Source organism: Aeromonas sp. FDAARGOS 1408 (assembly GCF_019048665.1).
GTDB lineage: Bacteria > Pseudomonadota > Gammaproteobacteria > Enterobacterales > Aeromonadaceae > Aeromonas > Aeromonas dhakensis.
The window spans coordinates 1,630,795-1,655,587 of record NZ_CP077394.1; the positions used below are offsets into that span (position 1 = coordinate 1,630,795).

Genomic DNA, 24,793 nt, shown 5'->3' on the forward strand with positions numbered 1-24,793 from the left:
CGTGCTCTCCTATCGTTTGCTGCCGCAGTGGCGGGCGAGTTGGAATTCGTGGATGGTCTGGCAGTCGGCGCAGCGCTCGCAACCCCGGATCGCCTCGCGGCGCTCCTGCGGGATCGGGTCGTCGCAGTCGATGCAGTAGTGGGGGCCAGTGCCCGCGATGCGGGCGGCATGGATGCGGGCAGCGAGTTGCTGCTCGCTGATGCTGGCCAGTCGTTCGAGTTCGTCGTCGAGGCGGCTCATGTCGGTGTTCTCTTTTGTCGCATGACAGTCAGTCCCATAGCTGGATCAGCGGCTGTTCGGCCTGCGTGGGGGCCGCTGGCATGTTGATGAGGGTGCCGGTTGGCAGGATGGGGCCGAGCGCTGCCAGATCGGGGTTGAGGTTGAGCACCTGCTCGGTGATGCCTGCGGTGTAGCCGTAGTGACGAAACAGGATGAGATCGAGGGTGTCGCCCTGCAGGCTGCGCAGTTGCATCAGATGAGCTCCACCGTGGTGTGGGTGGTGCCGATGATGTCGCGGATGGCAAAGCGGGCATCGCGGTAGAGGTCATCCGAACTTAGCTCTTTGGCTTCGGCCCCTTTGATGCCGTCACCGGTGGCGCTGTAGTCGGTGTAGCGCTCCAGCAGGTTGGCGCGGGTCATGGCGTAGACGGCGCGCCGGTAGCTGTGCAGGTATATCGATTCGCCGTTGATGGGCTCTGTGGGCACGGCGGCCAGGGTGGCGTGACCTTCACTTTCTCGGGCGCTGCGCCACTGGGCCAGATCCCGGTTGACGCTGGTGATGGCGTCGATCACCGCATGGGTGAGGCGGGCGGTGGTGACGGTGCCATCGAGCCGGACGGTGTCGCGCAGCGCGCAAAGCGAGATGGCCGGCCAGAAGGGGGCGCTGGTGATGTCGCCCTCTTCTGTGGCGGCCGGTGTCGGGTTGGTGGCTAAAAATCCGGTGCTCATGGTGCTCCTGATGTGAGGTGGCGCCGCATGTTGGGCGGTGGTCGGGCCGTCTGGTATGCCGCTGGCATTCGTCAGGCCCGAGCCGCCCAGGGTGCGGGGTTCGCTCGGTTAGCTGGCCTCGCCGGGGGCGGGGTCAGGCTGTTCGGGTGGCTGTGATTCGGATTGGGGCTCAGCGCCCGGCTGCTGTGCCGGTTCGTTGGCCGGCTGGCCGGAGGTGGCTTTCTCCTTTTTGATCTCGCGCAGCAGATCTTCCAGCTCTCGCTTGATACCCACCTTGTCGTGCAGTTCGATGGCGCGGCGGTAGTGGTCGGCCGCTTGCTCCTTGAGCCCTTCGGCATAACAGGCGCGGCCCACCGCCTTGTGCAACTTGGCGCGCACCTGGTCGAAGATGTCGCAGTCAGCCAGCATGTTCATGTAGCTGCTGAGCAATGGTAGGGACGGGCCATTGCCCGCCTCTTGTAGCTTGATGGCGGTGTCGGCCACCTCTTCGGCGATGAGGGTGGGGGCGGTGCGTTCGTACTGGTCCGGGGTATTGAGGCCGTGGCGGATCACGTAATCAGCCATCGGCAGGGCGCCTGCCAGATCGCCGGTGTCGAGGTGCCATAGCATCACGGTCACCATGACGTCATCCTGACCACCGCGATCGGCGGCCAGCAGGCCATCAATCCACGGTGTGTAGGTGGCCAGCATGGTGCGTTTGGCGTCAATCTTGCGTTCGAGGCTCTGAATGCCCTTGAGGGTGCGGCGGTGCTCGGCCAGCTGCATCAGCTGGAGTTCGTACTGGTTGGCGGCGGCGCGATCCTGCTCGGGGTTGGCCGCCCCTTGCAGGGCGGCCATGATGCGGGCGGTGTGTCGTTGTGCAGGTGTCATCGTGGCTCCTTAACCGCCTGCAGGCGCAGGTTTGGCGCACAGCGTGATGTTTTCTGCGACGGCGATGCAGTCGTAATCCTCGACCACGTAGGCATCGTTGGAGGATTCCCAGTTGACGATGCGGTCGAGGCTCGGCTGCTCTTCCAGGTGGCGACGGCGGCCGCCGATCTGCCAGTAGATGGAGAGGTTGTCGAGGCGGGTGACGATCAGGGTGTCTTCCGGGACGAAGGGGACGCGGATCGCCAGCAGACCGCCAATCTGTTTCTGGCTCACCAGCACCTGACCGGCCAGCTTGTTCTGGTTGTCACGGGTCTCGTTGAGGATGGGGAAGTATTTGTCGGCCAGCAGCTTGCGACCGCAGATCACCACCAGATCGGTGTCGTCCTGGTACCAGGGTTTGATCTTGCTGTTGACCAGATCGAACACCAGGGCGTCGAGGTTGCCGTAATCACCCTCTTTGGTGTCGGCTTCACTCTTGGGCTGGTAGATGTAGATATGGCCGGTGCCCGCATCCCCTTCGCTCATCACCTGGGCGGGAGCATCATGGCGGGTGTGCTCAATCCAGCCGATGTTGACGTCTTGCAGCATAGGGAACTGGACGCGATCGGTGTCTTTCGCGGCAAGTTTGCCGTTCCAGCCGATCATGATGCGGTCCAGGCCCTGGCGCTTGACGATGGCATCGCGAATGCGGATCTGGAAGTCTTTGAACTTGGCCCAGGCATCAAGCTTGGCGTAACCGATGCTGGTGTCGTAGTTGGTCTTTTCGCACTCGTATTTGGTGTTTTGCAGTCCGGTCGGGTCGAACGGGACGCGGGCCTTGCCGCCACTGGTATCGGTGCGAGAGGCGATGGTGCCATTGATACCGATGCCGACCTTTTCCCCTTTGAGTTCATCCACCGGCACGATGTTGATCATGCCGAGGAAGTCGACGGACTCCTGCATTTTGGTTTCCAGCTTTTGCTGGATGCTGGGCTCGACACTGAATTGCACCATGGCCGAGCTGACGGCATTCAGGCTCGCCAGTTGGCTGGTGTACTGCTCGAATTGCTGACGGGTATCGTTGCGCATTATCGGGGTCCCTTAAAAATCGGTGTTGGTTGGCTTGGTGCCATCGTCACCGGTGGCAGGCTGGCGCTTGTGGCTGAAATCTTCCTGGCGCTCGAGCTGGGTGGTCAGGTCGGCCAGGGCGTTGGCGGTCGCCGTTTGCCGGGCCGTCAGTTCGTTGAACCTGTTTTGCAGGTCGGTATCGAGGCTGGTCACCTCTTTGGCGACGGCTTCGATGGCCTGATGCACCTCGCTGAAATCGGCGGTCGATTGCTGCTTGTGACTGGTGAAAATGGCGCTGATCCGTTCCAGCAGGCCCGGGCCTTTCTCTTGCTCATCTTCAAACTCGATGACGGTTTCGAGGGCTTCGGTAAACAGGCATTCCGGATGGTATTTGCGGTCGGCCAGCGGGTTGACTGCGGCCTTGCTGCAGAACTGCAGCATTTCGGTGCCAAGGCTCGCCGGACTGTCGGTCACGGCCAGCCCCATCATGTAGGCCCCTTTTTCGTTCAGGTTGGGGTGGATCTCGATGGAGGTGTAGACCTTCTGGCGCTTCTTGTTCAGCGCGATCAGCTCAGGGGTCGGGTCAATCTGGACGAACAGGGCTAGCCGCTGTTCCCCTTCGATGGTGACCTCTTCGGTCTTGGCGGCGGTGATGTCGCCGTACATCTTGAACAAGCCGTTGGGGTCGAGGCCCCGGATATGCTCCATATTGACCCGTGCGCCGTAGGTGGCCTGGTTGTAGCGCTGGGCCATCTGCTCAATCCATTCGCGGGTGATGGCGCGACCGTCGGTGGTGCCCCCCTCAACCGCAACACGGAAGAATTTGGACTTAGGCATGTGCTGAGATCCCTTTGGTAATTGGGTAGTGATGTCGCGGTTATGGTCTGGGTGAGCGGCGGGATCGTGCAATCTGGGGCCAGTGTGTGGTGGCGCTACACACTGGCAGTGGGGCGTTTGGGGTGGTAGCGGCTGGGTAGACTGGCGCCATGACAACAGCACCCATCATCTTTCCTCATCTCGACCCCAGACGGCAGGCCATGTACCTGTTCTTTCAGGGGTACCCGCTGCGCGCCATTGCCGAGTTGCTGCAAACGCCGGAGGGTACCGTCTCGACCTGGAAGAAACGCGACGGCTGGGAGGACATCAAACCGATAGACCGGGTGGATAGCGCCATCGAGGCGCGCATGATCCAGCTGGTGATGAAGGAGACCAAGAGTGGCGGTGACTTCAAGGAGATTGACCTGCTGGGTCGCCAGCTCGAGCGTATTGCCCGGGTCAACAAGTACAGCAACGGCGGCAACGAGGCCGACCTCAACCCCAAGGTGGCCAACCGCAACAAGGGGCCGAAGAAGGCGCCCGAGCGCAACGTGGTGGAGCCCGAGCAGCAAGAACGGCTCATCGAGCGGTTTGAGTCGACCATGTTCGATTACCAGCGGGTCTGGTATCAGGCAGGACAGGAGTATCGGATCCGCGACCTGCTCAAGTCGCGCCAGATCGGGGCGACTTACTTCTTTGCCTTCGAGGCGTTCATTGATGCCCTGGTGACCGGGCGCAATCAGATTTTCCTGTCAGCCAGCAAGGCGCAGGCCCACATGTTCAAGCAGTACATCATCCAGTTCGCCAAGGAGGAGGGGGTTGAGCTCAAAGGTGACCCCATGGTGCTGCCGAACGGGGCGCACCTTTATTTCCTTGGCACCAACGCCCGCACCGCCCAGAGCTATCACGGCAATATCTACATGGACGAGTATTTCTGGATCCACGGCTTTCTGGAGTTCCGCAAGGTGGCCTCCGGCATGGCGATGCACAAGAAGTGGCGCCAGACCTACATCTCCACCCCCTCCAGCCTTTCTCATCCCGCTTATGGATTCTGGTCTGGCGCCAACTTTAACCGCGGCAAGGCCAAGGCCGACCGGGTCGAGATTGACCTGAGCCACGCCAACCTGTCTGCCGGCAAGCTGTGCGCCGATGGGCAATGGCGGCAGATCGTCACCGTGGAAGATGCGGTGCGCGGCGGTTGCAACCTGTTCGACCTGGATCAGCTGCGCAGTGAGTATTCCGAGGATGAATACCGCAACCTGCTGATGTGCGAATTCATGGATGACACCGAGAGCCTGTTTCCGCTGGCGACGCTGCAGCGCTGCATGGTCGACAGCTGGCTGGTGTGGGAGGACTACAAGCCCCACACCTTGCGGCCGCTGGCCAACCGGGCTGTGTGGATCGGCTATGACCCGGCCAAGGGGGGCAAAGGTGACAGCGCCGGCTGCGCGGTGCTGGCCCCGCCACTGGTGCCGGGTGGTAAGTTTCGGGTGTTGGAGCGCCACCGCTGGCAGGGGATGGACTTTGACGCCCAGGCCAAATCCATTCGCGCCATCTGCGATCGCTACAACGTCGCCTATATCGGCATCGATACCACCGGGATCGGGGAGGGGGTTTATCAGCTGGTGAAGCAGTTTTACCCGGCGGTGACCGCCATCCAGTACAACCCCAACGTGAAGATGCGGATGGTGATGAAGGCACAGGATGTGATGAACAAGGGGCGGCTGGAGTTCGACAGCGGCTGGACCGACTTGGCTCAGGCGTTCATGAGCATTCGGCGCGCCGTGACCCAAAGCGGCAAGCTGCCCACCTTCGAGGCCAGCCGCTCCGATGAGACCAGCCACGCCGATATTGCCTGGGCAACCATGCAAGCCCTGTTACACGAGCCCCTTGAGGGGCAGACCGGCACCAATTCCGGCTTTATGGAGATTTACTGATGAGTGAGCAGATCAACTCGCCTGCCGGTGTGCAGGCGTTTACGTTTGGGGAGGCTATCCCGGTGTTGTCCCAGCGGGAGGTGTTCGATTACCTCGAGTCGATGCACAACGGCCGCTGGTATGAGCATCCCCTGAGCCTGCACGGGCTGGCGCGGGTCTATCGGGCAGCGGTGCATCATGCCTCGGCCATCCAGGTGAAGCGCAATATCTTGCGCGGCTGTTTCATCCCTCATCCGAAACTGAGCCTGGCCGCCTTCACCGGGCTGGTGATGGACTACGAGATCTTCGGCAACGCTCACCTGCAGCGGGTACGTAACCGGCTGGGTGGCACGCTGCGCTATGACCAGATGCCGGCCAAGTACACTCGTCGCTCTCTCAACCTGGATCGCTACTGGTGGGTGCCAAGGCCAGGGGATGAAGTGGAGTTGCCCTCCGGTGATGTTGGGCATGTGATGGAGGCGGACGTTAACCAGGAGATTTACGGCATCCCCGACTATGTGGCCAGCCTGAACTCGGCGCTGCTCAACGAGTCGGCCACCCTGTTTCGCCGTCGCTACTACGAGAACGGCAGCCATGCGGGGTTCATCCTGCACATCAGCGATGCCCTGCAGAACGAGGGCGATATCACCGCGCTCAAGACGGCGCTGCAAAACAGCAAGGGGCCGGGCAACTTTCGCAACCTGCTGCTCTACACCCCGGGTGGCAAGGCGGATTCGGTGAAGCTGATCCCGGTGGCCGAGATTGCGGCCAAGGATGACTTCCTGTCCATCAAGGGGGTGAGCCGGGATGACCAGCTCGCAGCCCATCGGGTACCACCTCAACTGATGGGGGTGGTGCCGAACAATACGGGCGGGTTTGGGGATGTGACCAAGGCGGCCCAGGTGTTTGACGTCAACGAGATCGACAGCATGAAGGCGAACTTTGCGCAGTTCAACGAGTGGGCAGGGGAGGAGATAATCCGATTCACTTCTTATCGACTGTCAGATTTGACAGTGAAAAGCTGAAAACCTTGGCTAATCTCAAATAGATTTCCTCGTTCCTGAGTGTTTAAGAGAAAGCCCCCACTTGCATGGGGGCTTTGTTTTGGCCGGGATCCCATCCAGCCAGAGCCCACCTGTCGCGTTACAGGCTATCGCCAGCCATCCCTTCGCAACCATATTCCCAAGATCCTTCACACGCACCTGCGAGCATGAGCGCAGCCTCGAAAGGCCCCTCAACACCCAGTGCGCGCAATCGGGACCCCGCCTCGCCTGCGCGCTTTATGTGTTGAAAATCATGCGGGTGAACGACTGGGGGCGGGTATCGGCTCCCCGCGCCAGCACTGGCTGCGCGGGGGATAACGGATCCTTTTTCGGATCCTTCACTATCGTTCAAAAAATTTCGCTGTTGAAATGTTATTGACAGTAGCGTTGTAGGTTGGGGGTACGTGTGGGGCTGCAATGCTTGTCATACGAAAGAAAGAGGGGCTAAGCATATGGTTGTCAACGAAAAGTTAAAGACTGTGCTTAAGTTCATGTTACTATTTTCGAATGTTTCACTATCTACCTACTTCAACCATATGCAAAACCAGAGAAGCAATAGGATTGATTTCGCAAACACTCTAAGAGGCTTTGCTGCATTAGCTGTAGTCATTTCACATTATTATGGCGTTTTTTGGTCAAGCCGTGCAGCTGTTGAGGTTTTAACAAATGCTCCAATGCTTCCCTTTGAAACGCATGCAATTCCTATTTATGTTTCATTGTTAAATTTTTTTCCATTATTTAATTGGGGGGCATATGGCGTAGCGTTATTTTTTATCATTAGTGGCTTCGTAATTCCATTTTCTTTGCAAAAAACAACTTGGTTAGGTTTTACTATCAATCGAATGTTGCGAATTGTGCCAACATATATTGTCGGTTTTAGTATTACGTTGGGTGCTATTTTAATTAGCTCCCATTATTTTTCAAGGGAGTGGCCGTTTACTGTTCAAGAAGTATTGATTCATTACATACCTGGCGTTAGAGATGTTTTATGGTCAAGAGGCATTGATGGAATAGTGTGGACGCTAGAGATTGAAATGAAGTTTTATTTTGTCTGTGCTCTATTGATAGTGCTATTTCGAAAGCAATCAACCATGGTGTTTTTGGCTCCTATATTTATTTTTATAGCATCGGTTGTTATTAATAGGTACATTCCTGATTGGGGTAAGTCGGACGCAAGGTTATGGCAGCTGGCAATGACTTTCATGACAGTGTCACAATATATTATTTATATGTTCATTGGTGTGGTGTTTCACTATGTTCAACGTGGTCGTATTGAAAGAGATAAAGCATATCTATTAATTGGGGTGATTTTTTGCCTTTTCTGTTTACACTGGTACATTGGCCCCGCTGCTGCCGGAATAACGGTGGCGTGGAGTTATGCATTTGCATTGCTGACCTTTATTTTTGCATTTACATACCAGGATTTTTTCAAGTCAAACAAATTCTTCGATTTTCTTGCAGATATAAGCTATCCACTCTATGTGATTCATGGCGTCGCTGGCTATGTAGCACTTAGAATCTTACTCGATCTTGGCATGAAAGCTTGGGTCTCCCTTTTAATTGTGACCAGTGGGTGTATATTTCTATCTTGGGTTTTACATAAGCTAGTAGAAAAACCATCCCAACGAGTTGGTAAAAAGTTAGCGGGCTACTTTTTTATCAAAAAAGATGAGGGCAGAGTTAGTACCGATGTAGCTGTCAGTAATTCAAATTAATTTCATTACGCTGTTATGTATAATATAACTACTGAACAAGGGGGCGAGCGCACCCCTTGCTCTTTTATTACTAGGACTAAGCGCTAGCAGTATGTTTTTGTCGGTATATTACATTGTTCATTCTCACTATCTCGTTCAGCGACCGGGAGCCCTATTACGGCAACCAGGTGAGTACCAAGCTGGCCATGCCCACCCATGACACCCGGGCGCTGCTGGCCCTGATCCCGGAGCTGCTCCCCCGCATCTGGCGCGACGAGCAGCGTTACCAGAAAGGGGGCGTCATGCTGGCCGACTTCACCCCCACCAACATGCAGCAGGGCGACCTGTTCGCCGCACAGCAGCAATCCCCGCGCAGCGAGGCGCTGATGCAGGTCATCGACAAGATCAACCAGGGGCGGCTGGGGAAGGTCTACTTCGCGGCCCGTGGCCGCGACACTCGGGAGTGGATGATGAAGCGGGAGCAGTTAAGCCCCCGCTATACCACCGCACTTGGCGAGCTGCCAGTGGTTAAGTGAGTTATTCGATATCTATCTTTGCCAATGCACCAATACCGGATGTAGCCACAGCTGGGGAGCTCCTTGTCGCTAAGCACCTCAGCCAAGACCACCAGTTGAGCTTAATGGGCTCGCTAACGCCAGAGGGGCGGCAGATGGTACTGAAAGGATTGGGGCGAAATAGTGCCCCCGAACCTCCAATGAGCAACTATAACGTAGCCGCCGTTTAGACTGCTCATATCTTTCTTTAACAAGGAACTCGTTTTCAAACTCATCCCACCATTACAACATGATGTTTTTTCAATGGTGCTATATCAGTATTGAATTTAATTTCTCTAAATGATGACTGGAGTTTCACAAAACTCTCTATTGCATCGCTTTGGGATATTATTTTTTCTAATTTACCATCTAAAAACAAGAAGCCGCATGTTATATTCAAGCCATTTATGTCCTTATGAAAAGCATAAGATGTTTGTAATGACAATTTAGGTTTTGATGAAGGTAGAATGCAGTAATTCATCTCATGGCCTTGGGACGCAATTGATGGATATGCCCATCCATCAAGACTATCTAAGTTCAGGAATTTATTAGCGATTAATGCACTGATTTCATATATATATTCATGAGGGGTTCGGAATATTTTATTAAGAAAAGCACTCCTATATAAATCGCCCTTGCTGAGGGTATTGTCTTTGCTTGTGGCTCCTATTTCAGTAAAGTCCATGTTCTCTTTTACATGAAAAACTGATAATATAAATGTATCACCATTAATTATCTTTGTTTCATCTACTGCAGCGTAAAAGCTTTCACTGGAGTAGAGCAATGATTGACGCTCTTTATTTAGTCTTCCTTTAGAAACTACATATTCTTTAGGGGGCTCAAAAAAATCACCATACTGTAATTTTGAGATTGTTTCAGGAGCGACTTTTCTTGTTCGAAAGATATATGACCCAGCTAATAGCGTGATAGCTTTTAGCGGTATCTCTGTCATTCTAGGTTCTTCAAAAATGTAATTGCTTTTGTTTTTAATGCCGATGCCATAAGTTCTGTTATCATAAAAAACAATGTCATTTAGTAGTTCTGTAACTTGGTCTTTATCCAGTTTTTTATGCTCTGCATAAAACCTATCAATGTTTCTCTTCAGTTTTTTTATGCCTTGGTTCGTCATCTTTTAGATCTCGTCATTGAAGAGTTTAACTCTTATTTTTCATGTTATGAATACTATATTTAAGATGTAATATCTATAGAGCATGTAATTGATGGCTTATGTATAATAACGTTGTTTTTATTAAATCAAATCATTATAGCCTACCATTTGGGTGGGTTCCGTTAAAGTCTTTTAGTTGTGGCGCTCCCACTCACACCTAGGTGTATGGTTCCGGAATGGAGGTGGTGCTTGCCCACGGGGCGGCCATCTGCGGAAAGCAGAGGGAGTGTCGGCTGGGATGGGGGGAGTTTAGCCTTCTGCTTGGGGGCTTTCTGGCGGCCTGGAATGGCTTGAGGTAGGGGAGGGATCCCCACCCGTTCCAGACGGTATACCCGGCGCATCATAGCGATGGCCACCCCTCTGATATGAGGCGGTCGCTGTTGCAGCCATTCAAGCAGCTTCTCAGGCGGCCATGCCGGGCTGCCGTTAATTTGGGGCCCCATCCGGTATATCTGACCCTCCAGTACCTCGAACTGCGGCGCCGTCAACGGCCTGTAGGCATGACGTGTGGCGGGCAGTTCGCCCTGCAGGGCTTCCAGCCTGGCAAAGAGATCAGTCACACACTACCTCGCTCATCAGTTCATCAAACAATGGGCTTGGCACGTCGTGTTGCTCGGCCCGGTCCAACTTATCCAGCACGCGCCATAGCTCACACCGATATGGATTGGGCAGCGCTGCGATCCACAGCTGGCATACCGCGAATCCGCAGGCGTTGAACAGCTCGTAGCAATCCATCACCAACGTCGGCCAATGCTCATCATCGGGAGGAATCGTGTCGGGCTGTTCGTTCGGCTCTGGTACACCTACTATGGCACGCAGCCATTCCTGCTCGATAAAGGGGTCGTCACCGCCCGATGGGGTCAAGCGGCTCGACTGTACCTGCCCGTTCTCCAGCCAAAGGGTGTAACCGTCAATCGTGACGCTGGAACCAGCCCGTAATCGGTCGATGGAGAAGGGCGATAACCCCCATTGTTCCCTCATGATCTGGTCTGCGAAGGCCGCAGGATCCGGCCGCGTACAGTTATTGTCAGAGCTCCAAGGTGCCGGGCTGTCGCCCGTCTTAACCCCAACCCCCCTCGCTGCAGCCTCGGCGGCTTTCCTGGCTTCATGGGTGCCGGCGGGCACAATTTCCCACCCTTGCAGGCGGGTCTTGATGCCAAGGCGAGCGGAGGTAATGCCCATCAGGCGTTTGATGTCTTCGCCATAGCTGTTGGCCTGCTCCTCGATAAGGTGGGCCAGTTTGATGGGATGTTCGGCGCGGGTCGCCAGTGCGCCACCCATGGCGTGCAGGTAGCAGCGAAAGATGCCGTTATCTGCGGCAAAGCGGGCCGCCTCAAAGCGCGGGTCTTGCAGCACTGGCTTGGGTGGGCCTACCAGATCGGCATTCTTCTTGGCGTTGCTGATGCGGCGCAGCTCGCGCCATACCCCAACCGGGGCACCTCCGATCTGCTGGAATGTGCGAATGCCCCACCAACTGGCCCAGGCCACGGCATGCAGGGCGCCTTCATCAGCCGCGGTGCCAGCCTCTTCGTCATCGTCCAGGTAGGCGCCGTCGATGTTCTTGGCAATGTATTTGGCGAGATAGCCCGCGGCATCCCCCTTGGCCGGGTCTATCTCTTTCCAGTCAAAGCGGGGAGTAAAGTCGGTAAAGGGTGGGGCGCCCTTGATATCCCGTACCAGCTCTTCGTGGTCATCGGTCAGGGCATAGCGTTGCAGGATGCCGATCACCCGGTTGCGATCTTCCGGGCGCATAAATAGCAGCAGGTGCCAGTGCGGGGTGCCGTCATGGTGAGCCTCGCAAACACGAAATCCATAAACGGGGGCGTTCCACCGTTTGAGGGCGGCTCGGGCACGGCTCCAGAGCCTGGCCAGATAGGCGCAGGTTTCCCGCGGCGTGGCCCCTTGATAGCGTTTGTTCTCTACCGCTTTGCCGTTGTGCTTTTGTGTCCAGGCATGAAAGCGGCTAGGGGCTGTCCAGGTGAAGAAGACCCCCACATGACCCTGCTCCTCGGCATAGTCATTGAACCCCCGAGCACGCACCATCATTTCGTTGCGGCGGTTCACCGGGTTGGCGTTGCTGGCCTCCCAGCAATCTTTCATCGACACGACCAGGTCATACTGCTCGTTGACCACTTCCGACTCGGCCAGCCAGCGCATCATGGCCCGCTTGCGTTCGCGCACCACCTTCATGGTGGCGTTCGATACATAAGCCGACACGCCCTTGCGTACCTTGCCGAGCAGGATATTGATGTGCTCTTGCAGCCTGTCCCAGCAGCGGTTGACGCGCTTCTCCCACCACTTGGCAGAGAGCAGACGCACCAGCACGCTCAGGATCCAGTTATCCCGCACCTCGTCGGATTTGAACTTGGGCAGCTCGCCGATAAATCCCCACTGGTCGGCAGGCTGGCGCATCAGCTTCCAGGTCTGCAGCAGATCCGCTTCGGCACCCTCTTTGATGCCTCGTTCAATGTTCTTGTAAATGGCCGCGGTCTGGTTGGCGAACTGGTGGGCAATCTGTTTGCGGCCGGAGTCATCGCGCATCTGTTTCGGATCGACCGGGATGGCCTGGAGCTGCATCCGCACCCACTTGGTTCGCTCCCTCAACCAGATATTGGCGGAGCGGCAATGGGCAAAGCTGCAATCCTTGCGGCGGCGGATGTACTGCTTGAACAGGTTCTTGGTCAACTCGGTGGAGAGGCCATCGAGCAGTTGCATGGCCCAGATCAGATCGTACTGGCCGCGGTCACCAGCAAAAGCGGCGTCAAAGTTGACGCCGGGCAGAGAGTTGCAAAGGGTATCGATGCGCTGCCGCAGTGTTCTTTTCGACAGCGGCAGGCGTTTGGTCTTGCTGGTCATGCAGAGAGATAACCGGATAGCTGTTTGATGTGGGATTGGCAGCCACGAACGCTCATTTGGGCATGCTCTTTTAATCGGCGGGCGGCCGCACATTGGCGCAGCAACTGTTTGATGCTGGCGTGGGGGCGGGCAGGTAGCCGGCGCGCATGGGCCAGCTCTCGCTGATAAAGGCGCAGCCGTGCCTCGTCTTCCCGGTAGGTGGCTTGCCAGCGATCTTGCAGGAGCGTGAGCTCCCATTGCAGTCCATGGCTCATTTGATGATCTCCCCCTGTCCATGCAGTGGTGCGCACTCGGCCCACCACTCGGCAATTTCCCGGGCTAGTGCCAACTCCAGATTTGCAGCGGCCAACCAGTAGACGGTGCGCATTGCACCCAGCGCCAGCAGCTCGGCCACCTGATCCCGGTTGCCTCTGGCATCGCTGCCCGCAGCGATAAACTCGGCGCGGGCGGCAAACCAGTGGGTGGTCAGTTGGCTGACCGGTGTGGTGGGTTGCATATGAGCAGGGCCGGCTTCGCTCTGCTCTTGTTGGGCGTCCAGCTCAAACAGTTCGAAGTTGCTCATCGCATGCCTCATCTATTGCCTGAAAGTCCGGCTCATCGATGGCGATATGGCCTGCCTCGATGCGGATCGAGATACCGAGTTCACCACCACAGCAAAGCGGGGCTGTCGGCAGCAGTTTCGGTTCGTTCTGGGCCAGCCACTCTTTCAGGCTGGCCAGGGTGAACAGCGTGGTGCTCATGCCTCATCCCCCATCACCAAATCGTCATCGAGTAGATCCGCAGGCTTGCTGGTCACCACCAGTTGCACCTGGATGTATTCATTCCCCGAGTAGAGTGCGCCCAGGGCGATGCGGTTATCCTCGGCGCGTGCGGCAAACATCTCGGCTAGCAGACCCTCGATCACCTTGGGTGCTTGGTTGGCAATCTTGATGGCGTCACTCATGGGCGGGCCCTCCGATTGAGATGGTGAAACAGCTGGTGCCAGCGCAATGACTGCTGCGCCTGGACTAACAGGGATTTGCCCTCTGACCCCCGATAGGTAAAAGAGGCAGGGCGAGCTTTGGCGGTCAGCCGTTGTTGAAGGCGCGGCAACTCTGCCAGCGCCTCTTGCTCGGATATGGGGTGGAAGATCTGCCTCATGGCTGCACCTCCGGCGTGGCGATACCGGTTAGCAGCCAGTCGATGTGCCGTTTCAGCTCCGGGTGGTTGGCAATCAGCAGGAACAAACCGCCGCCAATCTCGCGGTACCCCAACTCGTAGTTCTTGAGCGTGGTGGGCGGAATACCCAGCAGATCGGCAAACTTCGGGCGGCTCAGCTTCAACTGTTCCCGCAACTGGCGCAGGCGCTTGGCGGCATGGTGGTTGAGCAGATTGATTTGGGTCGGTTGTGCGGTCATGGTCAGGCTCCTTGTTGAGGTGTGCAGGGGTTGATGCGGCTGAACAGAGAAGCCCAAGCCAGTGCGGTGGAACGCTCGAGCAGCGCCACACCGTCCGGGTGTTGGCTCAGACGGGCGCCATATCGGCCCGTCAGCTTGCGTTGCTGGATGCGAAGGTTGCGCAGTGCGCAGGGGATCGCTAAAGTTGCCATGTCGACTTCCTCATACGTTGTTGATAAAGGCCCGCTTGGAGTTGCAGCTCCGTTAAGCGGGCTTTTTAGTGCCCGATTGCTCTCGGGCCTTCTTGGCCAATCTGGCCAGCGACATTCACCGCATGATCCAGTTGCCGGCGTTTGGCCTGTTCTCTCTTCTTCCGCTCGGCCACTTCAGCCGGGGTCACCTTCACCGATGGGTGCCACACCTTCGGATCACACCCGCTGTGAAACAGCGACTGATAATCCAGCGCAATCACCGCAAGGCGGATCGCCTCACGCTGCTGATAGGGCAGGGCAGAGAGGGTCGCCATCATCAGCGAATCCCACGGCTGGCGAGCGATGGCGCAAATGGCGACTCGCTTGGTCTTGGGCGCATTAAGCCAATCACCGTCGAGGTTTGAACCAGCCCGGTTGAGGTGCTCCCGCAACAGCGCAATGCCTGCGGTATTCATCAACACCTGCTCCTCGGCGGTCAGACCGGCGATGTTGCGGGGCTCTGGCTGGGTGTGTTGCATGCTGGTTTCTCCTTCACCTGTGCGCAGAATTTGGCGGCCAGTGAGGGGGTCACTGGGCCACCTCTTTCACCCTGCGCGGGACAATGGGCAGCACAATGGCCGGATTGGGCATGGCACTGGGGCTGATGGTTGCGATGATTTCGAACCCCGCCTTGAAGGTGTGGCCGCAATCCACATTGCTGCATTGATAAGTGGCGATGCCGCAAAGCGGGCTCATCCGGATGGATGTGCGAGTGCTGGCGCGGGCACCACAGTGGGGGCAAATCAGTCTCATGGGTTCTCCTAAGCCCCGGCCGCCATGCGCGCCATATCCAGCGCACAAGACAGAGAGGGAATGGCTTGGTATTTGTGCTCGATCTCGGTGATCAGCAGGGCGAGGTTGCCCATGGCTGCCGTTGCAGCACCGACCAGCGCATTGCGCTGCCCTTTGGTGACGCGGCCGCTCTCCACCACTGTCAGCGCCTGTGCGCCGAGTCCGGCCACCTTGGCCGTGGTGTCAATCACCTGATGGGCCAGGCTCGGGCCCTTCTCTCGCTCGGGGATGGCAATGGCCGTCAGGCCACAGCAGAACAGGGCACCGTCGAACAGGGTTTCATCCCTCTCACTTGCCTGGGTAATGGCAATCAACTCGGCAACCGTCAGCTCGTGGGGTTGGTCGGGGTTTAACTTGTTGCGCAGGATCTGCGGATTCATGCCAACTCGCTGGGCGATCTCGGCCATGTTATGACTGGCCGCAAAGCGTTGGCAGGCGCTGATCCAGTGCGGATGTTTGCTGGCGTATTCGGTAAACATGCGAGGTTCTCCTTGACCCGTTATGGTGTTTGCAGGTTCACGCGAGCGTCATGGTGACGTAGCGCTCAGCCTGATAACGGGCTTTCAGGAACAGGGCGTAAAGATTGACCTCGCGAGGTGCGCCCGGGCCGTCTTGCAAAATGGGCAACTGGCCGCGGTCGGCACGCTTTTTAACGGCTCCAATCGTCAAGCCTTGGCGCTTGGCGTACTCCTCTAGGCTTTCGCTGACCCGATCACCAAACGGGTAATCAAGCGGTAGTTGGCTCACATCACTGGGGATGCGGATGGGTTTGATTCGAGTTGTCATGATGAATCCTTCTTAGGGGGTTCAAACACAGGGGGATTGTCAGGAAGCGTTGCCAGATAGAGCGTTTGCCGCGGCAATGGCTCGCTTCACACACGGAAAATCAGCCGTGGTAGCCGTTGTTGCGACGCGTTGTGTGTCCCGCTCTTGGCCAGGCAGAGCGGTGGCGTCAGCCTTAAGCTGACCGCCGGTCATCACTTCGATCTGGTAGGCTCGGCCTTTTGGAATGACTTCACCCCAACAGGAAACCGTTGCTCTGTTAATGCCCAAGGCATTAGCCGTCTTGGTAACGCCACCGAAGTGGCTAAGTACATCTTGCTTCTTCATGAAAGCCCTTGCGTTGGATATTCAAACATTGGTGTTGGAGTTTTTACGATCCTTTGTTTGGAATGTCAACGCTAAAATGCAAAAGATCCAACGCGCGTCGGTGTTAAAGTTTCCAACTATGAAAAGTGAACGCATCAAAGAACTTCGTAAAAAGCATGGACTTACCCAACAACAGGTGGGTGAGCGCATTGGCGCAAGTAGAGCTTCGGTATCTCAATGGGAAAGTGGAGATGTCTCCCCGAGCGCGGACTATCTGGTCGCGCTGGCGAGGGTGTTTGGCGTTTCAGCACACTGGCTTTCCACTGGGAAAGGTTCGCCAGAGATATCGAATGTAGAGCCTGCGGTGATACCGCAAGGGAATAGAGTGCCGATTCTCAGCTATGTCCAAGCCGGCAATTGGCGTGAGATGTGTGAGCAGGCCACCGCCTTTGATGGCAATGTCGAATATGTATCGGTAGGCGGCGAGATCGGCCCTTACGGCTTTGGCCTGTGGTTGCGTGGTGATTCCATGTTGCCGCAGTTTAAGGAAGGGGATCTCATCATCGTTGACCCTGACGAGTCACCCCAGCCAGGGGATTACGTTGTGGCCAAGAATGGCAGCGACGAGGCCACATTCAAAAAGTATCGGCCCCGCGGTATAGACGAGAGCGGTCAAGAGGTGTTTGAACTGGTCCCCCTCAATGATGATTACCCCACCATGCATTCCGACCGACAGCACATCCAGATCATCGGCGTGATGGTAGAACACAGATCATATAGGAAAAGACAAACAGGGCGCTAAGTTGTGATTTTGGTTTGATATCGCGCTTTATTAATTAGAGCTTTATGGAGAATGATGATGGCTACTTTACCAAAAACAGGATTATATATTTCTACAAAAAAAGTGGAAGGGATGCGCCTTGTTGTCGAAGATATATTTGGTGAGGAAGGCGATGATTTTTTCCTTGTAAATCTGATAGATGAATCTAGTCAAAATGACTATTCCGCACTCGGTGATGAACTAGATAATACTCAATGGTATGCCTTGGTTGAAGAATATGGCTTGGTGCATCAAGAGTAAGGTTATGCATAACCATCCCTTATACAACCATGAATAATAAAAGGGCTCTCAGCGCCCTTTTATTATTTATGTGGGATTTTTCCTAGGAGAAAATTTTATGGCAAAACAATTTGTGTTGATGGAGCCTAAGAATGAAAATTTCAATGAGCTATTAGGTGGGTCTAGTAAATATATTGTGCCAAGATTTCAGCGTGACTATGCTTGGGATTCTGAGCAGTGGGAAGATCTTTGGAATGACATAAACTCTCTTAATAGTGAAAGTTTTCATTATATGGGATATATTGTTCTGCAGCAGAAAGAGCAATACCAATATGAAGTAATTGATGGGCAGCAACGATTAGTTACTTTATCTATCATTGTCTTGGCAGCTATGAAGGCTATTAAGAATTTGATAGATAATGGCGAAGATGAGGTCCAAAATAAAGAGCGACTCGATGAGATTACGAAAAGATTTGTTGGTAACAAAAGCCTCATTTCATTAAGGGTAACAAGTAAGCTAGAGTTAAATAGAAATAATGATAGATTTTTTCAATTAATATGTTCAAAGCTAGAGGTTTCTAACTCTAGAGGTATAACAGCAACAAATAAATTAATAAAAAGATGTTTTTCTTATTTTTGTGATATGAATTATGGGAAAACTGGGGCAGAGATCGCAGAGTTTATTATCAACTTTTCATCATCAATGGTTTTTACGAAAATCATCGTTCAAGATGACCTAAATGCATATAAAGTATTTGAAACACTGAATGCAAGAGGCGTCCAGCTATCCACACCAGACCTTCTAAAAAACTATCTTTTCTCTATTGTCACAAAAGACAATCACATTGATGATAGTGAGCTTGATGAACTAGATGAGCAATGGTCTGAAATAATATATGATCTAGGCGAAAATAACATATCTGATTTTGTCCGCTATCATCATAATTCACAGAGAAAGATGGTGACAAAGAAAGAACTCTTCTCCGCAATGAAAAAGGTTGTGCAAAAACCAGAAGATGCTTATCAATATCTTACATCACTAATTGAATCCTCACCCATTTACACATCATTAATCAATCCAGAAGAATCTTGGTGGGGGGAGCAAGATGTTAAATATAGAGAGGCAATTCATAATCTGAATGGATTTAGATTGTTTAACATAAAGCAGCCGTTAACTATTCTTCTTGCTGCATTTAAAAAATTTAGCCCTGAAGAGTTTGTTAAGCTGACCAAGTATCTATATGTAATGTCAATAAGGTATAATGTCGTCTGTCATTTATTACCTAGTGATCAAGAGTCAACGTACAATCAGATTGCTATAAAGATTTCTGATGGAACCTATAATAGAGCAAGTCATGTAAAAAATTCCGATGAATTTAAGCGTTTATATCCAGATGATAATACATTTTACAATGCGTTTGAATTCCATAAAATGCCAAGCAGACAAACAGCGAAAAAGATTAGATTTTTAATCGCTGAGATTGAAGAGCATCTTGGTAACCCATGCGATTACGATAAAACAACCTTAGAACACATCTGTCCTTACAACCCAGAGCAAGCTTGGTACACATACTTTGGTGAAGGAATTGGTGATGTAAAAGATCGTTTAGGAAACATGTTAATCTTAGATAAAGATGATCTCAAAAGGGCCACCTTTGTTGAAAAAAAGAAAACTTATGCTTCATCTAGATTTAAAATCGCAAATAAAGTCGCTGAGTACGAAATGTGGAATCAAGAATCTGTAAATGACCTACAAAGGTGGATGGCAGGTACAGCAGTCAAGGTATGGCGTGTTGATTGAGGGAAATAAATAAACTTTCAGATATAAAATGTATGCATACTGGAGATGCATTTAAATACTTTAAGTGACTCATAATCAGAGCATTTAATCTGGAATTAATTGACTTAGACTATTTATTTCAACCTCCCTCCTTGGTCTGTAAGCAATTTACAGCCAAGGAGAATAGTTGAGAAGCCATTAGAGCATCTTTTCGGTGGTCAACTTACTAGCAGCTTCATGTATGTAACCCTCTCAGTTAAACACTGCTTATTATTAGCGAATGCTGTATAAAACAACAGTGTTTTGATCGAGGAGTGATAACAATGAGATTGCAATGGTTGTGTGCTGTGCCTATGTGTGGGCCTCAGGTATGGGGGATCGCTTTCCTAGATAAGGAGGGGCGATGAGCATCAAGTCCACCCCCGAGGGGTACCTAGTCGATATCCGTCCGCAAGGGAGGGAAGGCAAGCGGATCCGCAAGCGCTTCAAGACCAAGTCCGAGGCTCAGCAGTTCGAGCGTTGGATGATCGCTACCGAACATAATAAAGAGTGGGTGGATCGCCCGACAGATAACCGGCCGCTCTCTGAACTTATCGAGCTCTGGTGGCGTTACCATGGACAGACCCTGAAAGCAGGGGAGGCGGTACGCAAGAAACTCCACAATATAGATGCAGCTTTGCGCCATCCGCTGGCAAGGCAATTGACCCGGGCGCTGTTCTCCGAGTATCGGGCACAGCGACTGAACGCTGGCCGTCAGCCCAAGACGGTCAACCGTGAGCAAGAGATGCTGGGTGGGGTGTTCTCGGTACTCATTGATCTCGGCCATTACCACCATGAACATCCGCTCAAAGAAATGAAGAAGGTCAAACTGGTTGAGCGATCGATGGGCTACCTGACCCAGGAAGAGATCAACGAAGTCTTGGCCGCGTTATCGGGGGATAACCTGAAGGTGGTCAAACTCTGCCTGGCCACAGGGGCACGTTGGAGTGAGGCGGCCAATCTGCGCCGCGAGGAGGTGCGGGCCCATCGGGTAACCTACATCAATACCAAGAATGGCAAGAACCGCACCGTGCCGATCTCTGCTGAGCTGACGAAAGAGATAACAAATGGTGTGAATCGGGGCCTGCTGTTCCGTGACCTCGACTATATGCTGGTGCGTGAGATGATCAAGTCAGTGGCACCGGATCTGCCAGCAGGGCAGGCGGTACATGTGTTTCGGCACACTTTTGCATCACATTTTATGATGTCGGGGGGAAACATCCTCGCGCTGCAAAAAATTTTGGGCCATCACAACATTCAGCAGACCATGACCTATGCCCACTTCGCACCGGATTACCTGAGCGATGCTGTGCGGTTCAATCCGCTGGAAAATCCGTTGCCCACCATATGACAAAGTGTCCACAAATTGCCCCAAACAGGGTCATCTGGGGTGACTAAGCGTCACCCCTTGTAGTCCCTAACTCATTGATTTTAATCTAAGTCATTGTTTTTATTGGGTATATTAAGGCGGCCTAGGCCTCCTTTTTTGTTGTCTGTCATTTGTCGCTTGCAGGCGGCGATGACTCTACCATCATGATAGCTATACATATGGCTTCATATGCCATCAAACTGAAATTGTGTACCCAATCGCAAAGAAGAAGCAGGTCCGGCTCGAAGCCCTACTTGATAACAAAATGATTTCTAGGGAGAAAAGGGCACCTTAACTATGGTCAGTGAAGGGGCTTTTTTTGTATTATTCCCCTCTTGACCTTATTTAGCCTAAAGGCTCCTGTACCGGGAGTGGTGACGAGGAAGACATGCAACAGCTTGAAGAAGTAGTCGGCCAAGCCAGGGCCGAAATTGAGGGTGTAAGCGATATCGCCGCCCTCGACGAAATCCGGGTCAAATATCTGGGTAAAAAGGGCTTTTTTACCGAGCAGATGAAGGGCCTGGGCGCCCTGTCCGCTGAAGAGCGTCCCGCCGCGGGCGCCGTGATCAACCAGGCCAAACAGCAGGTTCAGGATGCCCTGAACGGGCGTCGTGAAGCCCTCGAAGTTGCCGTGCTGAACCAGAAGCTGGCCGCCGAGACCATCGACGTCAGCCTGCCGGGCCGCCGCATCGAGAATGGTGGTCTGCACCCGGTGACCCGCACCATCGAGCGCATCGAGCGCCTATTTGGCGAGATGGGCTTCAAGGTTGCCCGTGGTCCCGAGATTGAAGATGGCTTCCACAACTTCGATGCGCTGAATATCCCGGCGCACCATCCGGCTCGTACCGATCACGATACCTTCTACTTCAATCCTGATCTGATGCTGCGCACCCACACCTCGGGCGTGCAGATCCGCACCATGGAGCATCAGCAGCCGCCGATCCGCATCATAGCGCCGGGCCGCGTCTATCGTAACGACTACGACATGACCCACACCCCGATGTTCCACCAGGTCGAAGGCCTGCTGGTTGACGAGCATGCCAGCTTCACCGAGCTCAAGGGCATCCTGCATGACTTCCTGCGCAACTACTTCGAGGAAGACTTGACCATTCGCTTCCGTCCTTCCTACTTCCCGTTCACCGAGCCGAGCGCCGAAGTGGACGTGATGGGCAAGAACGGCAAGTGGCTGGAAGTGCTGGGCTGCGGCATGGTGCACCCGAACGTGCTGCGTTCGGTCGGCATCGATCCGGAAAAATACTCCGGTTTTGCCTTCGGCATGGGCGTTGAGCGCCTGACCATGCTGCGTTACGGGGTCAACGACCTGCGTGCCTTCTTCGAAAACGACCTGCGCTTCCTCAAGCAGTTCAAGTAAGGGCGAGAGAACATGAAATTCAGTAAATCCTGGGTGATGGAGTGGGTCCGCACCGAGTTGAGTGACAACGCACTGGCCGAGCAGATCACCATGGCTGGTCTGGAAGTGGACGCCGTGGAAGCGGTGGCTGGCCAGTTCAACAACGTGGTGGTGGGTGAAGTGGTCGAGTGCGCCCAGCACCCGGACGCCGACAAGCTGCGGGTGACCAAGGTCAACGTGGGCGAAGAAGAGCTGCTGGACATCGTCTGCGGTGCACCGAACTGCCGTGCCGGCCTCAAAGTCTGCGTGGCCAAGGTCGGGGCGACCCTGCCGGGTGATTTCACCATCAAGAAAGCCAAACTGCGCGGCCAGCCGTCCCACGGCATGCTCTGCTCCTTCAGCGAGCTGGGTATCGACGTCGAGGCCGATGGCATCATCGAGCTTCCGCTTGACGCCCCCATCGGCACCGATATCCGCGACTACCTGGCGCTCAACGACGTCAGCATCGACGTGGATCTGACCCCGAACCGCGCCGACTGCCTCGGCATCGCCGGTCTGGCCCGTGAAATCGGCGTGCTCAACAGCGTTGACGTGGTCGAGCCGACCTGGACCCCTGCTGCTGCCACCATCGACGCTACCTTCCCGATCCGGGTTGAAGCGCCGGCCGATTGCCCCCGTTATCTGGGCCGTGTCATCAAGGGGCTGAACCTGCACGCCCAGAGCCCGCTCTGGATGCAGGAGAAGCTGCGCCGTGGTGGTATCCGCTCCATCGACGCCATCGTCGACATCACCAACTACCTGCTGCTGGAATACGGTCAGCCGATGCACGCCTTCGATTTGGCGACGCTTGAAGGGGAACTGGTGGTGCGCCGCGCCAAGGCCGACGAGCCGATGACTCTGCTCGATGGCAACGAAGTGAAGCTCAAAGAGACCACGCTCGTTATCGCAGATAGTCAGGGCCCTGCCTGCATGGCCGGCATCTTCGGCGGCAATCGCACCGGTGTCTCCGAGACCACCACCGACATCCTGCTGGAGTGCGCCTTCTTCGCGCCGCTCTCCATCACCGGCCGTGCCCGTGCCTACGGTCTGCACACCGACTCTTCCCACCGCTTCGAACGCGGGGTCGACCCTGAGCTGCAGGCCAAGGTGATGGACCGTGCCACCCGTCTGCTGCTGGATATCTGCGGTGGTGAAGCGGGTCCGGTCATCGAGGTCAAATCCGGTGATCATCTGCCCAAGGCAGCCCCCATCAAGCTGCGTCGTAGCAAGCTCGACAAGGTGATCGGCATCAGCGTGGCGGATGCGCAGGTGGTCGAGATCCTGACTCGTCTGGGCATGCAGGTGACCGTGGATGTCGACGGCTGGACCGCGCTGGCCCCCTCCTGGCGTTTCGACATCGCCATCGAGGAAGACCTCATCGAGGAAGTGGCCCGCATCTACGGCTACAACAACATCCCGAACCTCAAACCCGCCGCATCGCTCGCGATGGTAGAGCAGGCGGAAGGGCAGGTGACCCTCAAGCGGGTGCGCGACCTGCTGGTCGATCGCGGCTTCCAGGAAGCGATCACCTATAGCTTCGTCGATCCCAAGGCTCAGCAGACCCTGTTCCCGCAGAGCGATGCCATCGTGCTGCCGAACCCGATCTCGGTCGAGATGTCCGCCATGCGCGTCTCTCTGTTCCCGGGTCTGGTACAGGCGGTGGTCTACAACCAGAACCGTCAGCAGCCGCGTGTGCGCCTGTTCGAGCAGGGCCTGCGCTTCATCAAGGACGAAAATGCCGAGAACGGCATCCGTCAGGAGCTCATGCTGGCCGGCATCATCACCGGCAACCAGAGCGACGAGCACTGGGACATCAAGAGCCGCGCTGCCGACTTCTTTGATCTGAAAGGGGATCTGGAAGCGGTGCTGGACTTGACCGCCGAAGGCGCCACCTTCACCTTCGAGCGTGCCGAGCACAGTGCCCTGCACCCGGGCCAGAGCGCGGCGATCCTGCGCAATGGCGAGGTCATCGGCCACATCGGCGTGATCCATCCGAGCCTCGAGAAGAAGCTGGGCCTCAAGAGCCGCGCCGTGATGTTCGAGCTGGAGCTGGACAAGCTGACCCCGGCCAAGGTGCCGGTTGCAGCCGAAGTTTCCCGCTTCCCGGCCAACCGTCGAGACATCGCCGTGGTGGTTGATGTTGCGGTTCTGGCTGGCGATGTGCTGGCAGTAATTAAAAAAGTTGGCGGAAATCAGGTAGTTGGAATAAACTTGTTTGACGTATACCAGGGTGCTGGTATGGCCGAGGACAAGAAGAGCCTGGCCATCAGTCTTGTTCTGCAAGACACCCAGCGCACTCTGGAGGAGAAAGAGATTGCCGAGACCGTAGACAATGTCGTGCGGGCCCTTGGTGAAGAGTTGAATGCATCCTTGAGGGATTGATCTATGGCGCTTACCAAAGCCGACATTGCAGAGCACCTGTTCACCCAGCTCGGGATGAGCAAGCGTGAAGCCAAAGATATGGTGGAAGCCTTCTTTGAAGAGATCAGACAAGCGCTTGAGCGTGGTGAACAAGTCAAGATTTCAGGCTTCGGTAACTTTGATCTTCGTGAGAAGAACCAGCGTCCAGGACGTAACCCGAAAACCGGCGAAGATATTCCCATCAGCGCCCGGCGGGTGGTCACCTTCCGCCCTGGTCAGAAACTCAAGGCCAGGGTCGAAAATGTTGAACCCAACGAGTGACAAAAAGCCAGGCAACCGCCTGGCTTTTACTTTTTCATGATAAAAACCAGTCT

General features: G+C 54.8%; 30 protein-coding genes. 11 read left to right on the forward strand and 19 right to left on the reverse strand.

The window, feature by feature from the left end; all coding sequences use genetic code 11:
- Positions 1-9 precede the first annotated feature (9 nt).
- From I6L38_RS07670 to I6L38_RS07695, 6 genes are all read right to left on the reverse strand, one after another.
- The gene (locus I6L38_RS07670; RefSeq protein WP_013723872.1) at positions 10-240 is read right to left on the reverse strand and encodes a TraR/DksA C4-type zinc finger protein; all 231 of its coding nucleotides are present in this window, start codon (positions 238-240) and stop codon (positions 10-12) included.
- A 28-nt stretch (positions 241-268) separates the two neighbouring features.
- Positions 269-472, reverse strand: coding sequence for a tail protein X (locus I6L38_RS07675; protein WP_201889353.1), 204 nt, complete (start codon positions 470-472; stop codon positions 269-271).
- Positions 472-948: a head completion/stabilization protein gene (locus tag I6L38_RS07680; RefSeq protein ID WP_201889352.1), complete on the reverse strand. Its 477-nt coding sequence runs from the start codon at positions 946-948 to the stop codon at positions 472-474. The genes I6L38_RS07675 and I6L38_RS07680 overlap by 1 nt, the downstream gene beginning before the upstream one ends.
- A 108-nt stretch (positions 949-1,056) precedes the next feature.
- Positions 1,057-1,818, reverse strand: coding sequence for a phage terminase small subunit (gene gpM, locus I6L38_RS07685; RefSeq protein WP_201889351.1), 762 nt, complete (start codon positions 1,816-1,818; stop codon positions 1,057-1,059).
- Positions 1,819-1,827: 9 nt separating this feature from the next.
- The gene (locus tag I6L38_RS07690) at positions 1,828-2,886 is read right to left on the reverse strand and encodes a phage major capsid protein, P2 family (protein WP_216988486.1); all 1,059 of its coding nucleotides are present in this window, start codon (positions 2,884-2,886) and stop codon (positions 1,828-1,830) included.
- Positions 2,887-2,898: 12 nt separating this feature from the next.
- Positions 2,899-3,702 carry a GPO family capsid scaffolding protein gene (locus I6L38_RS07695; protein WP_201889349.1) on the reverse strand — a complete coding sequence of 268 codons (804 nt, stop codon included), beginning with the start codon at positions 3,700-3,702 and terminating at the stop codon, positions 2,899-2,901.
- Positions 3,703-3,851: 149 nt separating this feature from the next.
- On the opposite strand from I6L38_RS07695, the gene I6L38_RS07700 reads away from it, so the two are divergent.
- The 4 genes from I6L38_RS07700 to I6L38_RS07715 all read left to right on the forward strand — a co-directional run bounded on the left by I6L38_RS07700 (position 3,852) and on the right by I6L38_RS07715 (position 8,870).
- Positions 3,852-5,618 carry a terminase ATPase subunit family protein gene (locus tag I6L38_RS07700; RefSeq protein WP_058056121.1) on the forward strand — a complete coding sequence of 589 codons (1,767 nt, stop codon included), beginning with the start codon at positions 3,852-3,854 and terminating at the stop codon, positions 5,616-5,618.
- Entirely contained in the window at positions 5,618-6,622 is a 1,005-nt protein-coding gene (locus tag I6L38_RS07705) for a phage portal protein (protein WP_216989362.1), read from the forward strand. Before I6L38_RS07700 ends, I6L38_RS07705 begins: the two co-directional genes overlap by 1 nt.
- Positions 6,623-7,092: 470 nt before the next feature.
- On the forward strand, positions 7,093-8,355 hold the full coding sequence (locus I6L38_RS07710) for an acyltransferase (protein ID WP_236269737.1): 1,263 nt from the start codon (positions 7,093-7,095) through the stop codon (positions 8,353-8,355).
- Between the two features lie 107 nt (positions 8,356-8,462).
- Positions 8,463-8,870, forward strand: coding sequence for a DUF4113 domain-containing protein (locus I6L38_RS07715; protein WP_302055697.1), 408 nt, complete (start codon positions 8,463-8,465; stop codon positions 8,868-8,870).
- A 250-nt stretch (positions 8,871-9,120) separates the two neighbouring features.
- Here I6L38_RS07715 and I6L38_RS07720 read toward each other — a convergent pair whose 3' ends face one another.
- The 13 genes from I6L38_RS07720 to I6L38_RS22775 all read right to left on the reverse strand — a co-directional run bounded on the left by I6L38_RS07720 (position 9,121) and on the right by I6L38_RS22775 (position 16,441).
- Positions 9,121-10,017, reverse strand: coding sequence for an RES domain-containing protein (locus I6L38_RS07720; protein WP_216989363.1), 897 nt, complete (start codon positions 10,015-10,017; stop codon positions 9,121-9,123).
- A gap of 591 nt (positions 10,018-10,608) precedes the next feature.
- On the reverse strand, positions 10,609-12,912 hold the full coding sequence (locus tag I6L38_RS07725; protein ID WP_216989364.1) for a replication endonuclease: 2,304 nt from the start codon (positions 12,910-12,912) through the stop codon (positions 10,609-10,611).
- Positions 12,909-13,166 carry a hypothetical protein gene (locus I6L38_RS07730; protein WP_019445400.1) on the reverse strand — a complete coding sequence of 86 codons (258 nt, stop codon included), beginning with the start codon at positions 13,164-13,166 and terminating at the stop codon, positions 12,909-12,911. Before I6L38_RS07730 ends, I6L38_RS07725 begins: the two co-directional genes overlap by 4 nt.
- A complete protein-coding gene (locus I6L38_RS07735) occupies positions 13,163-13,474 on the reverse strand; it encodes a hypothetical protein (protein ID WP_201889344.1) in 312 nt (103 codons plus the stop codon). The genes I6L38_RS07730 and I6L38_RS07735 overlap by 4 nt, the downstream gene beginning before the upstream one ends.
- Entirely contained in the window at positions 13,452-13,652 is a 201-nt protein-coding gene (locus I6L38_RS07740; RefSeq protein WP_216989365.1) for a hypothetical protein, read from the reverse strand. The genes I6L38_RS07735 and I6L38_RS07740 overlap by 23 nt, the downstream gene beginning before the upstream one ends.
- A complete protein-coding gene (locus tag I6L38_RS07745; RefSeq protein ID WP_129503801.1) occupies positions 13,649-13,855 on the reverse strand; it encodes a hypothetical protein in 207 nt (68 codons plus the stop codon). Before I6L38_RS07745 ends, I6L38_RS07740 begins: the two co-directional genes overlap by 4 nt.
- A gap of 193 nt (positions 13,856-14,048) precedes the next feature.
- Complete coding sequence (locus I6L38_RS07750; RefSeq protein WP_005352009.1) at positions 14,049-14,309, reverse strand: DNA-binding transcriptional regulator; 261 nt, start codon at positions 14,307-14,309, stop codon at positions 14,049-14,051.
- Between the two features lie 2 nt (positions 14,310-14,311).
- Positions 14,312-14,500, reverse strand: a complete 189-nt coding sequence (locus tag I6L38_RS07755) for a hypothetical protein (protein WP_058056131.1) — start codon at positions 14,498-14,500, stop codon at positions 14,312-14,314.
- A 65-nt stretch (positions 14,501-14,565) separates the two neighbouring features.
- The gene (locus I6L38_RS07760; RefSeq protein ID WP_216989366.1) at positions 14,566-15,018 is read right to left on the reverse strand and encodes a hypothetical protein; all 453 of its coding nucleotides are present in this window, start codon (positions 15,016-15,018) and stop codon (positions 14,566-14,568) included.
- Between the two features lie 49 nt (positions 15,019-15,067).
- Positions 15,068-15,292, reverse strand: coding sequence for an ogr/Delta-like zinc finger family protein (locus tag I6L38_RS07765; RefSeq protein WP_005351998.1), 225 nt, complete (start codon positions 15,290-15,292; stop codon positions 15,068-15,070).
- Positions 15,293-15,300: 8 nt separating this feature from the next.
- Positions 15,301-15,810: a phage regulatory CII family protein gene (locus I6L38_RS07770; RefSeq protein WP_216989367.1), complete on the reverse strand. Its 510-nt coding sequence runs from the start codon at positions 15,808-15,810 to the stop codon at positions 15,301-15,303.
- A 37-nt stretch (positions 15,811-15,847) separates the two neighbouring features.
- On the reverse strand, positions 15,848-16,117 hold the full coding sequence (locus tag I6L38_RS07775; protein WP_213387180.1) for a DNA-binding protein: 270 nt from the start codon (positions 16,115-16,117) through the stop codon (positions 15,848-15,850).
- A gap of 39 nt (positions 16,118-16,156) precedes the next feature.
- The gene (locus tag I6L38_RS22775) at positions 16,157-16,441 is read right to left on the reverse strand and encodes a Cro/CI family transcriptional regulator (protein WP_216989368.1); all 285 of its coding nucleotides are present in this window, start codon (positions 16,439-16,441) and stop codon (positions 16,157-16,159) included.
- A 118-nt stretch (positions 16,442-16,559) separates the two neighbouring features.
- On the opposite strand from I6L38_RS22775, the gene I6L38_RS07785 reads away from it, so the two are divergent.
- The 7 genes from I6L38_RS07785 to ihfA all read left to right on the forward strand — a co-directional run bounded on the left by I6L38_RS07785 (position 16,560) and on the right by ihfA (position 24,740).
- Positions 16,560-17,222 (forward strand): LexA family transcriptional regulator, encoded by a 663-nt coding sequence (locus tag I6L38_RS07785; protein ID WP_216989576.1) that lies wholly within the window; start codon positions 16,560-16,562, stop codon positions 17,220-17,222.
- 57 nt (positions 17,223-17,279) lie between these two features.
- A complete protein-coding gene (locus tag I6L38_RS07790) occupies positions 17,280-17,501 on the forward strand; it encodes a hypothetical protein (RefSeq protein WP_216989369.1) in 222 nt (73 codons plus the stop codon).
- A 97-nt stretch (positions 17,502-17,598) separates the two neighbouring features.
- Positions 17,599-19,281, forward strand: coding sequence for a DUF262 domain-containing protein (locus I6L38_RS07795; RefSeq protein WP_216989370.1), 1,683 nt, complete (start codon positions 17,599-17,601; stop codon positions 19,279-19,281).
- Between the two features lie 382 nt (positions 19,282-19,663).
- A complete protein-coding gene (locus I6L38_RS07800) occupies positions 19,664-20,650 on the forward strand; it encodes a tyrosine-type recombinase/integrase (RefSeq protein WP_216989371.1) in 987 nt (328 codons plus the stop codon).
- A gap of 406 nt (positions 20,651-21,056) precedes the next feature.
- Positions 21,057-22,040 carry a phenylalanine--tRNA ligase subunit alpha gene (pheS, locus tag I6L38_RS07805; protein ID WP_005300689.1) on the forward strand — a complete coding sequence of 328 codons (984 nt, stop codon included), beginning with the start codon at positions 21,057-21,059 and terminating at the stop codon, positions 22,038-22,040.
- A gap of 12 nt (positions 22,041-22,052) precedes the next feature.
- Entirely contained in the window at positions 22,053-24,440 is a 2,388-nt protein-coding gene (gene pheT, locus I6L38_RS07810) for a phenylalanine--tRNA ligase subunit beta (RefSeq protein ID WP_216989372.1), read from the forward strand.
- Positions 24,441-24,443: 3 nt separating this feature from the next.
- Positions 24,444-24,740 (forward strand): integration host factor subunit alpha, encoded by a 297-nt coding sequence (ihfA, locus tag I6L38_RS07815; protein WP_005300715.1) that lies wholly within the window; start codon positions 24,444-24,446, stop codon positions 24,738-24,740.
- The last annotated feature ends 53 nt before the right edge of the window (positions 24,741-24,793 follow it).

Coding starts and splice junctions, on each gene's coding strand:
- I6L38_RS07745 (WP_129503801.1), bottom strand. CDS start 13,855: ATGAGTGACGCCATCAAGATTGCCAACCAAGCACCCAAGGTGATCGAG.
- I6L38_RS07760 (WP_216989366.1), bottom strand. CDS start 15,018: ATGCAACACACCCAGCCAGAGCCCCGCAACATCGCCGGTCTGACCGCC.
- I6L38_RS07790 (WP_216989369.1), top strand. CDS start 17,280: ATGGCTACTTTACCAAAAACAGGATTATATATTTCTACAAAAAAAGTG.
- I6L38_RS07675 (WP_201889353.1), bottom strand. CDS start 472: ATGCAACTGCGCAGCCTGCAGGGCGACACCCTCGATCTCATCCTGTTT.
- pheT (WP_216989372.1), top strand. CDS start 22,053: ATGAAATTCAGTAAATCCTGGGTGATGGAGTGGGTCCGCACCGAGTTG.
- I6L38_RS07680 (WP_201889352.1), bottom strand. CDS start 948: ATGAGCACCGGATTTTTAGCCACCAACCCGACACCGGCCGCCACAGAA.
- I6L38_RS07705 (WP_216989362.1), top strand. CDS start 5,618: ATGAGTGAGCAGATCAACTCGCCTGCCGGTGTGCAGGCGTTTACGTTT.
- I6L38_RS07800 (WP_216989371.1), top strand. CDS start 19,664: ATGAGCATCAAGTCCACCCCCGAGGGGTACCTAGTCGATATCCGTCCG.
- I6L38_RS07700 (WP_058056121.1), top strand. CDS start 3,852: ATGACAACAGCACCCATCATCTTTCCTCATCTCGACCCCAGACGGCAG.
- pheS (WP_005300689.1), top strand. CDS start 21,057: ATGCAACAGCTTGAAGAAGTAGTCGGCCAAGCCAGGGCCGAAATTGAG.
- I6L38_RS07670 (WP_013723872.1), bottom strand. CDS start 240: ATGAGCCGCCTCGACGACGAACTCGAACGACTGGCCAGCATCAGCGAG.
- I6L38_RS07720 (WP_216989363.1), bottom strand. CDS start 10,017: ATGACGAACCAAGGCATAAAAAAACTGAAGAGAAACATTGATAGGTTT.
- I6L38_RS07795 (WP_216989370.1), top strand. CDS start 17,599: ATGGCAAAACAATTTGTGTTGATGGAGCCTAAGAATGAAAATTTCAAT.
- I6L38_RS22775 (WP_216989368.1), bottom strand. CDS start 16,441: ATGAAGAAGCAAGATGTACTTAGCCACTTCGGTGGCGTTACCAAGACG.
- I6L38_RS07695 (WP_201889349.1), bottom strand. CDS start 3,702: ATGCCTAAGTCCAAATTCTTCCGTGTTGCGGTTGAGGGGGGCACCACC.
- I6L38_RS07710 (WP_236269737.1), top strand. CDS start 7,093: ATGGTTGTCAACGAAAAGTTAAAGACTGTGCTTAAGTTCATGTTACTA.
- I6L38_RS07690 (WP_216988486.1), bottom strand. CDS start 2,886: ATGCGCAACGATACCCGTCAGCAATTCGAGCAGTACACCAGCCAACTG.
- gpM (WP_201889351.1), bottom strand. CDS start 1,818: ATGACACCTGCACAACGACACACCGCCCGCATCATGGCCGCCCTGCAA.
- I6L38_RS07740 (WP_216989365.1), bottom strand. CDS start 13,652: ATGAGCACCACGCTGTTCACCCTGGCCAGCCTGAAAGAGTGGCTGGCC.
- I6L38_RS07730 (WP_019445400.1), bottom strand. CDS start 13,166: ATGAGCCATGGACTGCAATGGGAGCTCACGCTCCTGCAAGATCGCTGG.
- I6L38_RS07785 (WP_216989576.1), top strand. CDS start 16,560: ATGAAAAGTGAACGCATCAAAGAACTTCGTAAAAAGCATGGACTTACC.
- I6L38_RS07735 (WP_201889344.1), bottom strand. CDS start 13,474: ATGAGCAACTTCGAACTGTTTGAGCTGGACGCCCAACAAGAGCAGAGC.
- ihfA (WP_005300715.1), top strand. CDS start 24,444: ATGGCGCTTACCAAAGCCGACATTGCAGAGCACCTGTTCACCCAGCTC.
- I6L38_RS07775 (WP_213387180.1), bottom strand. CDS start 16,117: ATGACAACTCGAATCAAACCCATCCGCATCCCCAGTGATGTGAGCCAA.
- I6L38_RS07750 (WP_005352009.1), bottom strand. CDS start 14,309: ATGACCGCACAACCGACCCAAATCAATCTGCTCAACCACCATGCCGCC.
- I6L38_RS07770 (WP_216989367.1), bottom strand. CDS start 15,810: ATGTTTACCGAATACGCCAGCAAACATCCGCACTGGATCAGCGCCTGC.
- I6L38_RS07725 (WP_216989364.1), bottom strand. CDS start 12,912: ATGACCAGCAAGACCAAACGCCTGCCGCTGTCGAAAAGAACACTGCGG.
- I6L38_RS07765 (WP_005351998.1), bottom strand. CDS start 15,292: ATGAGACTGATTTGCCCCCACTGTGGTGCCCGCGCCAGCACTCGCACA.
- I6L38_RS07755 (WP_058056131.1), bottom strand. CDS start 14,500: ATGGCAACTTTAGCGATCCCCTGCGCACTGCGCAACCTTCGCATCCAG.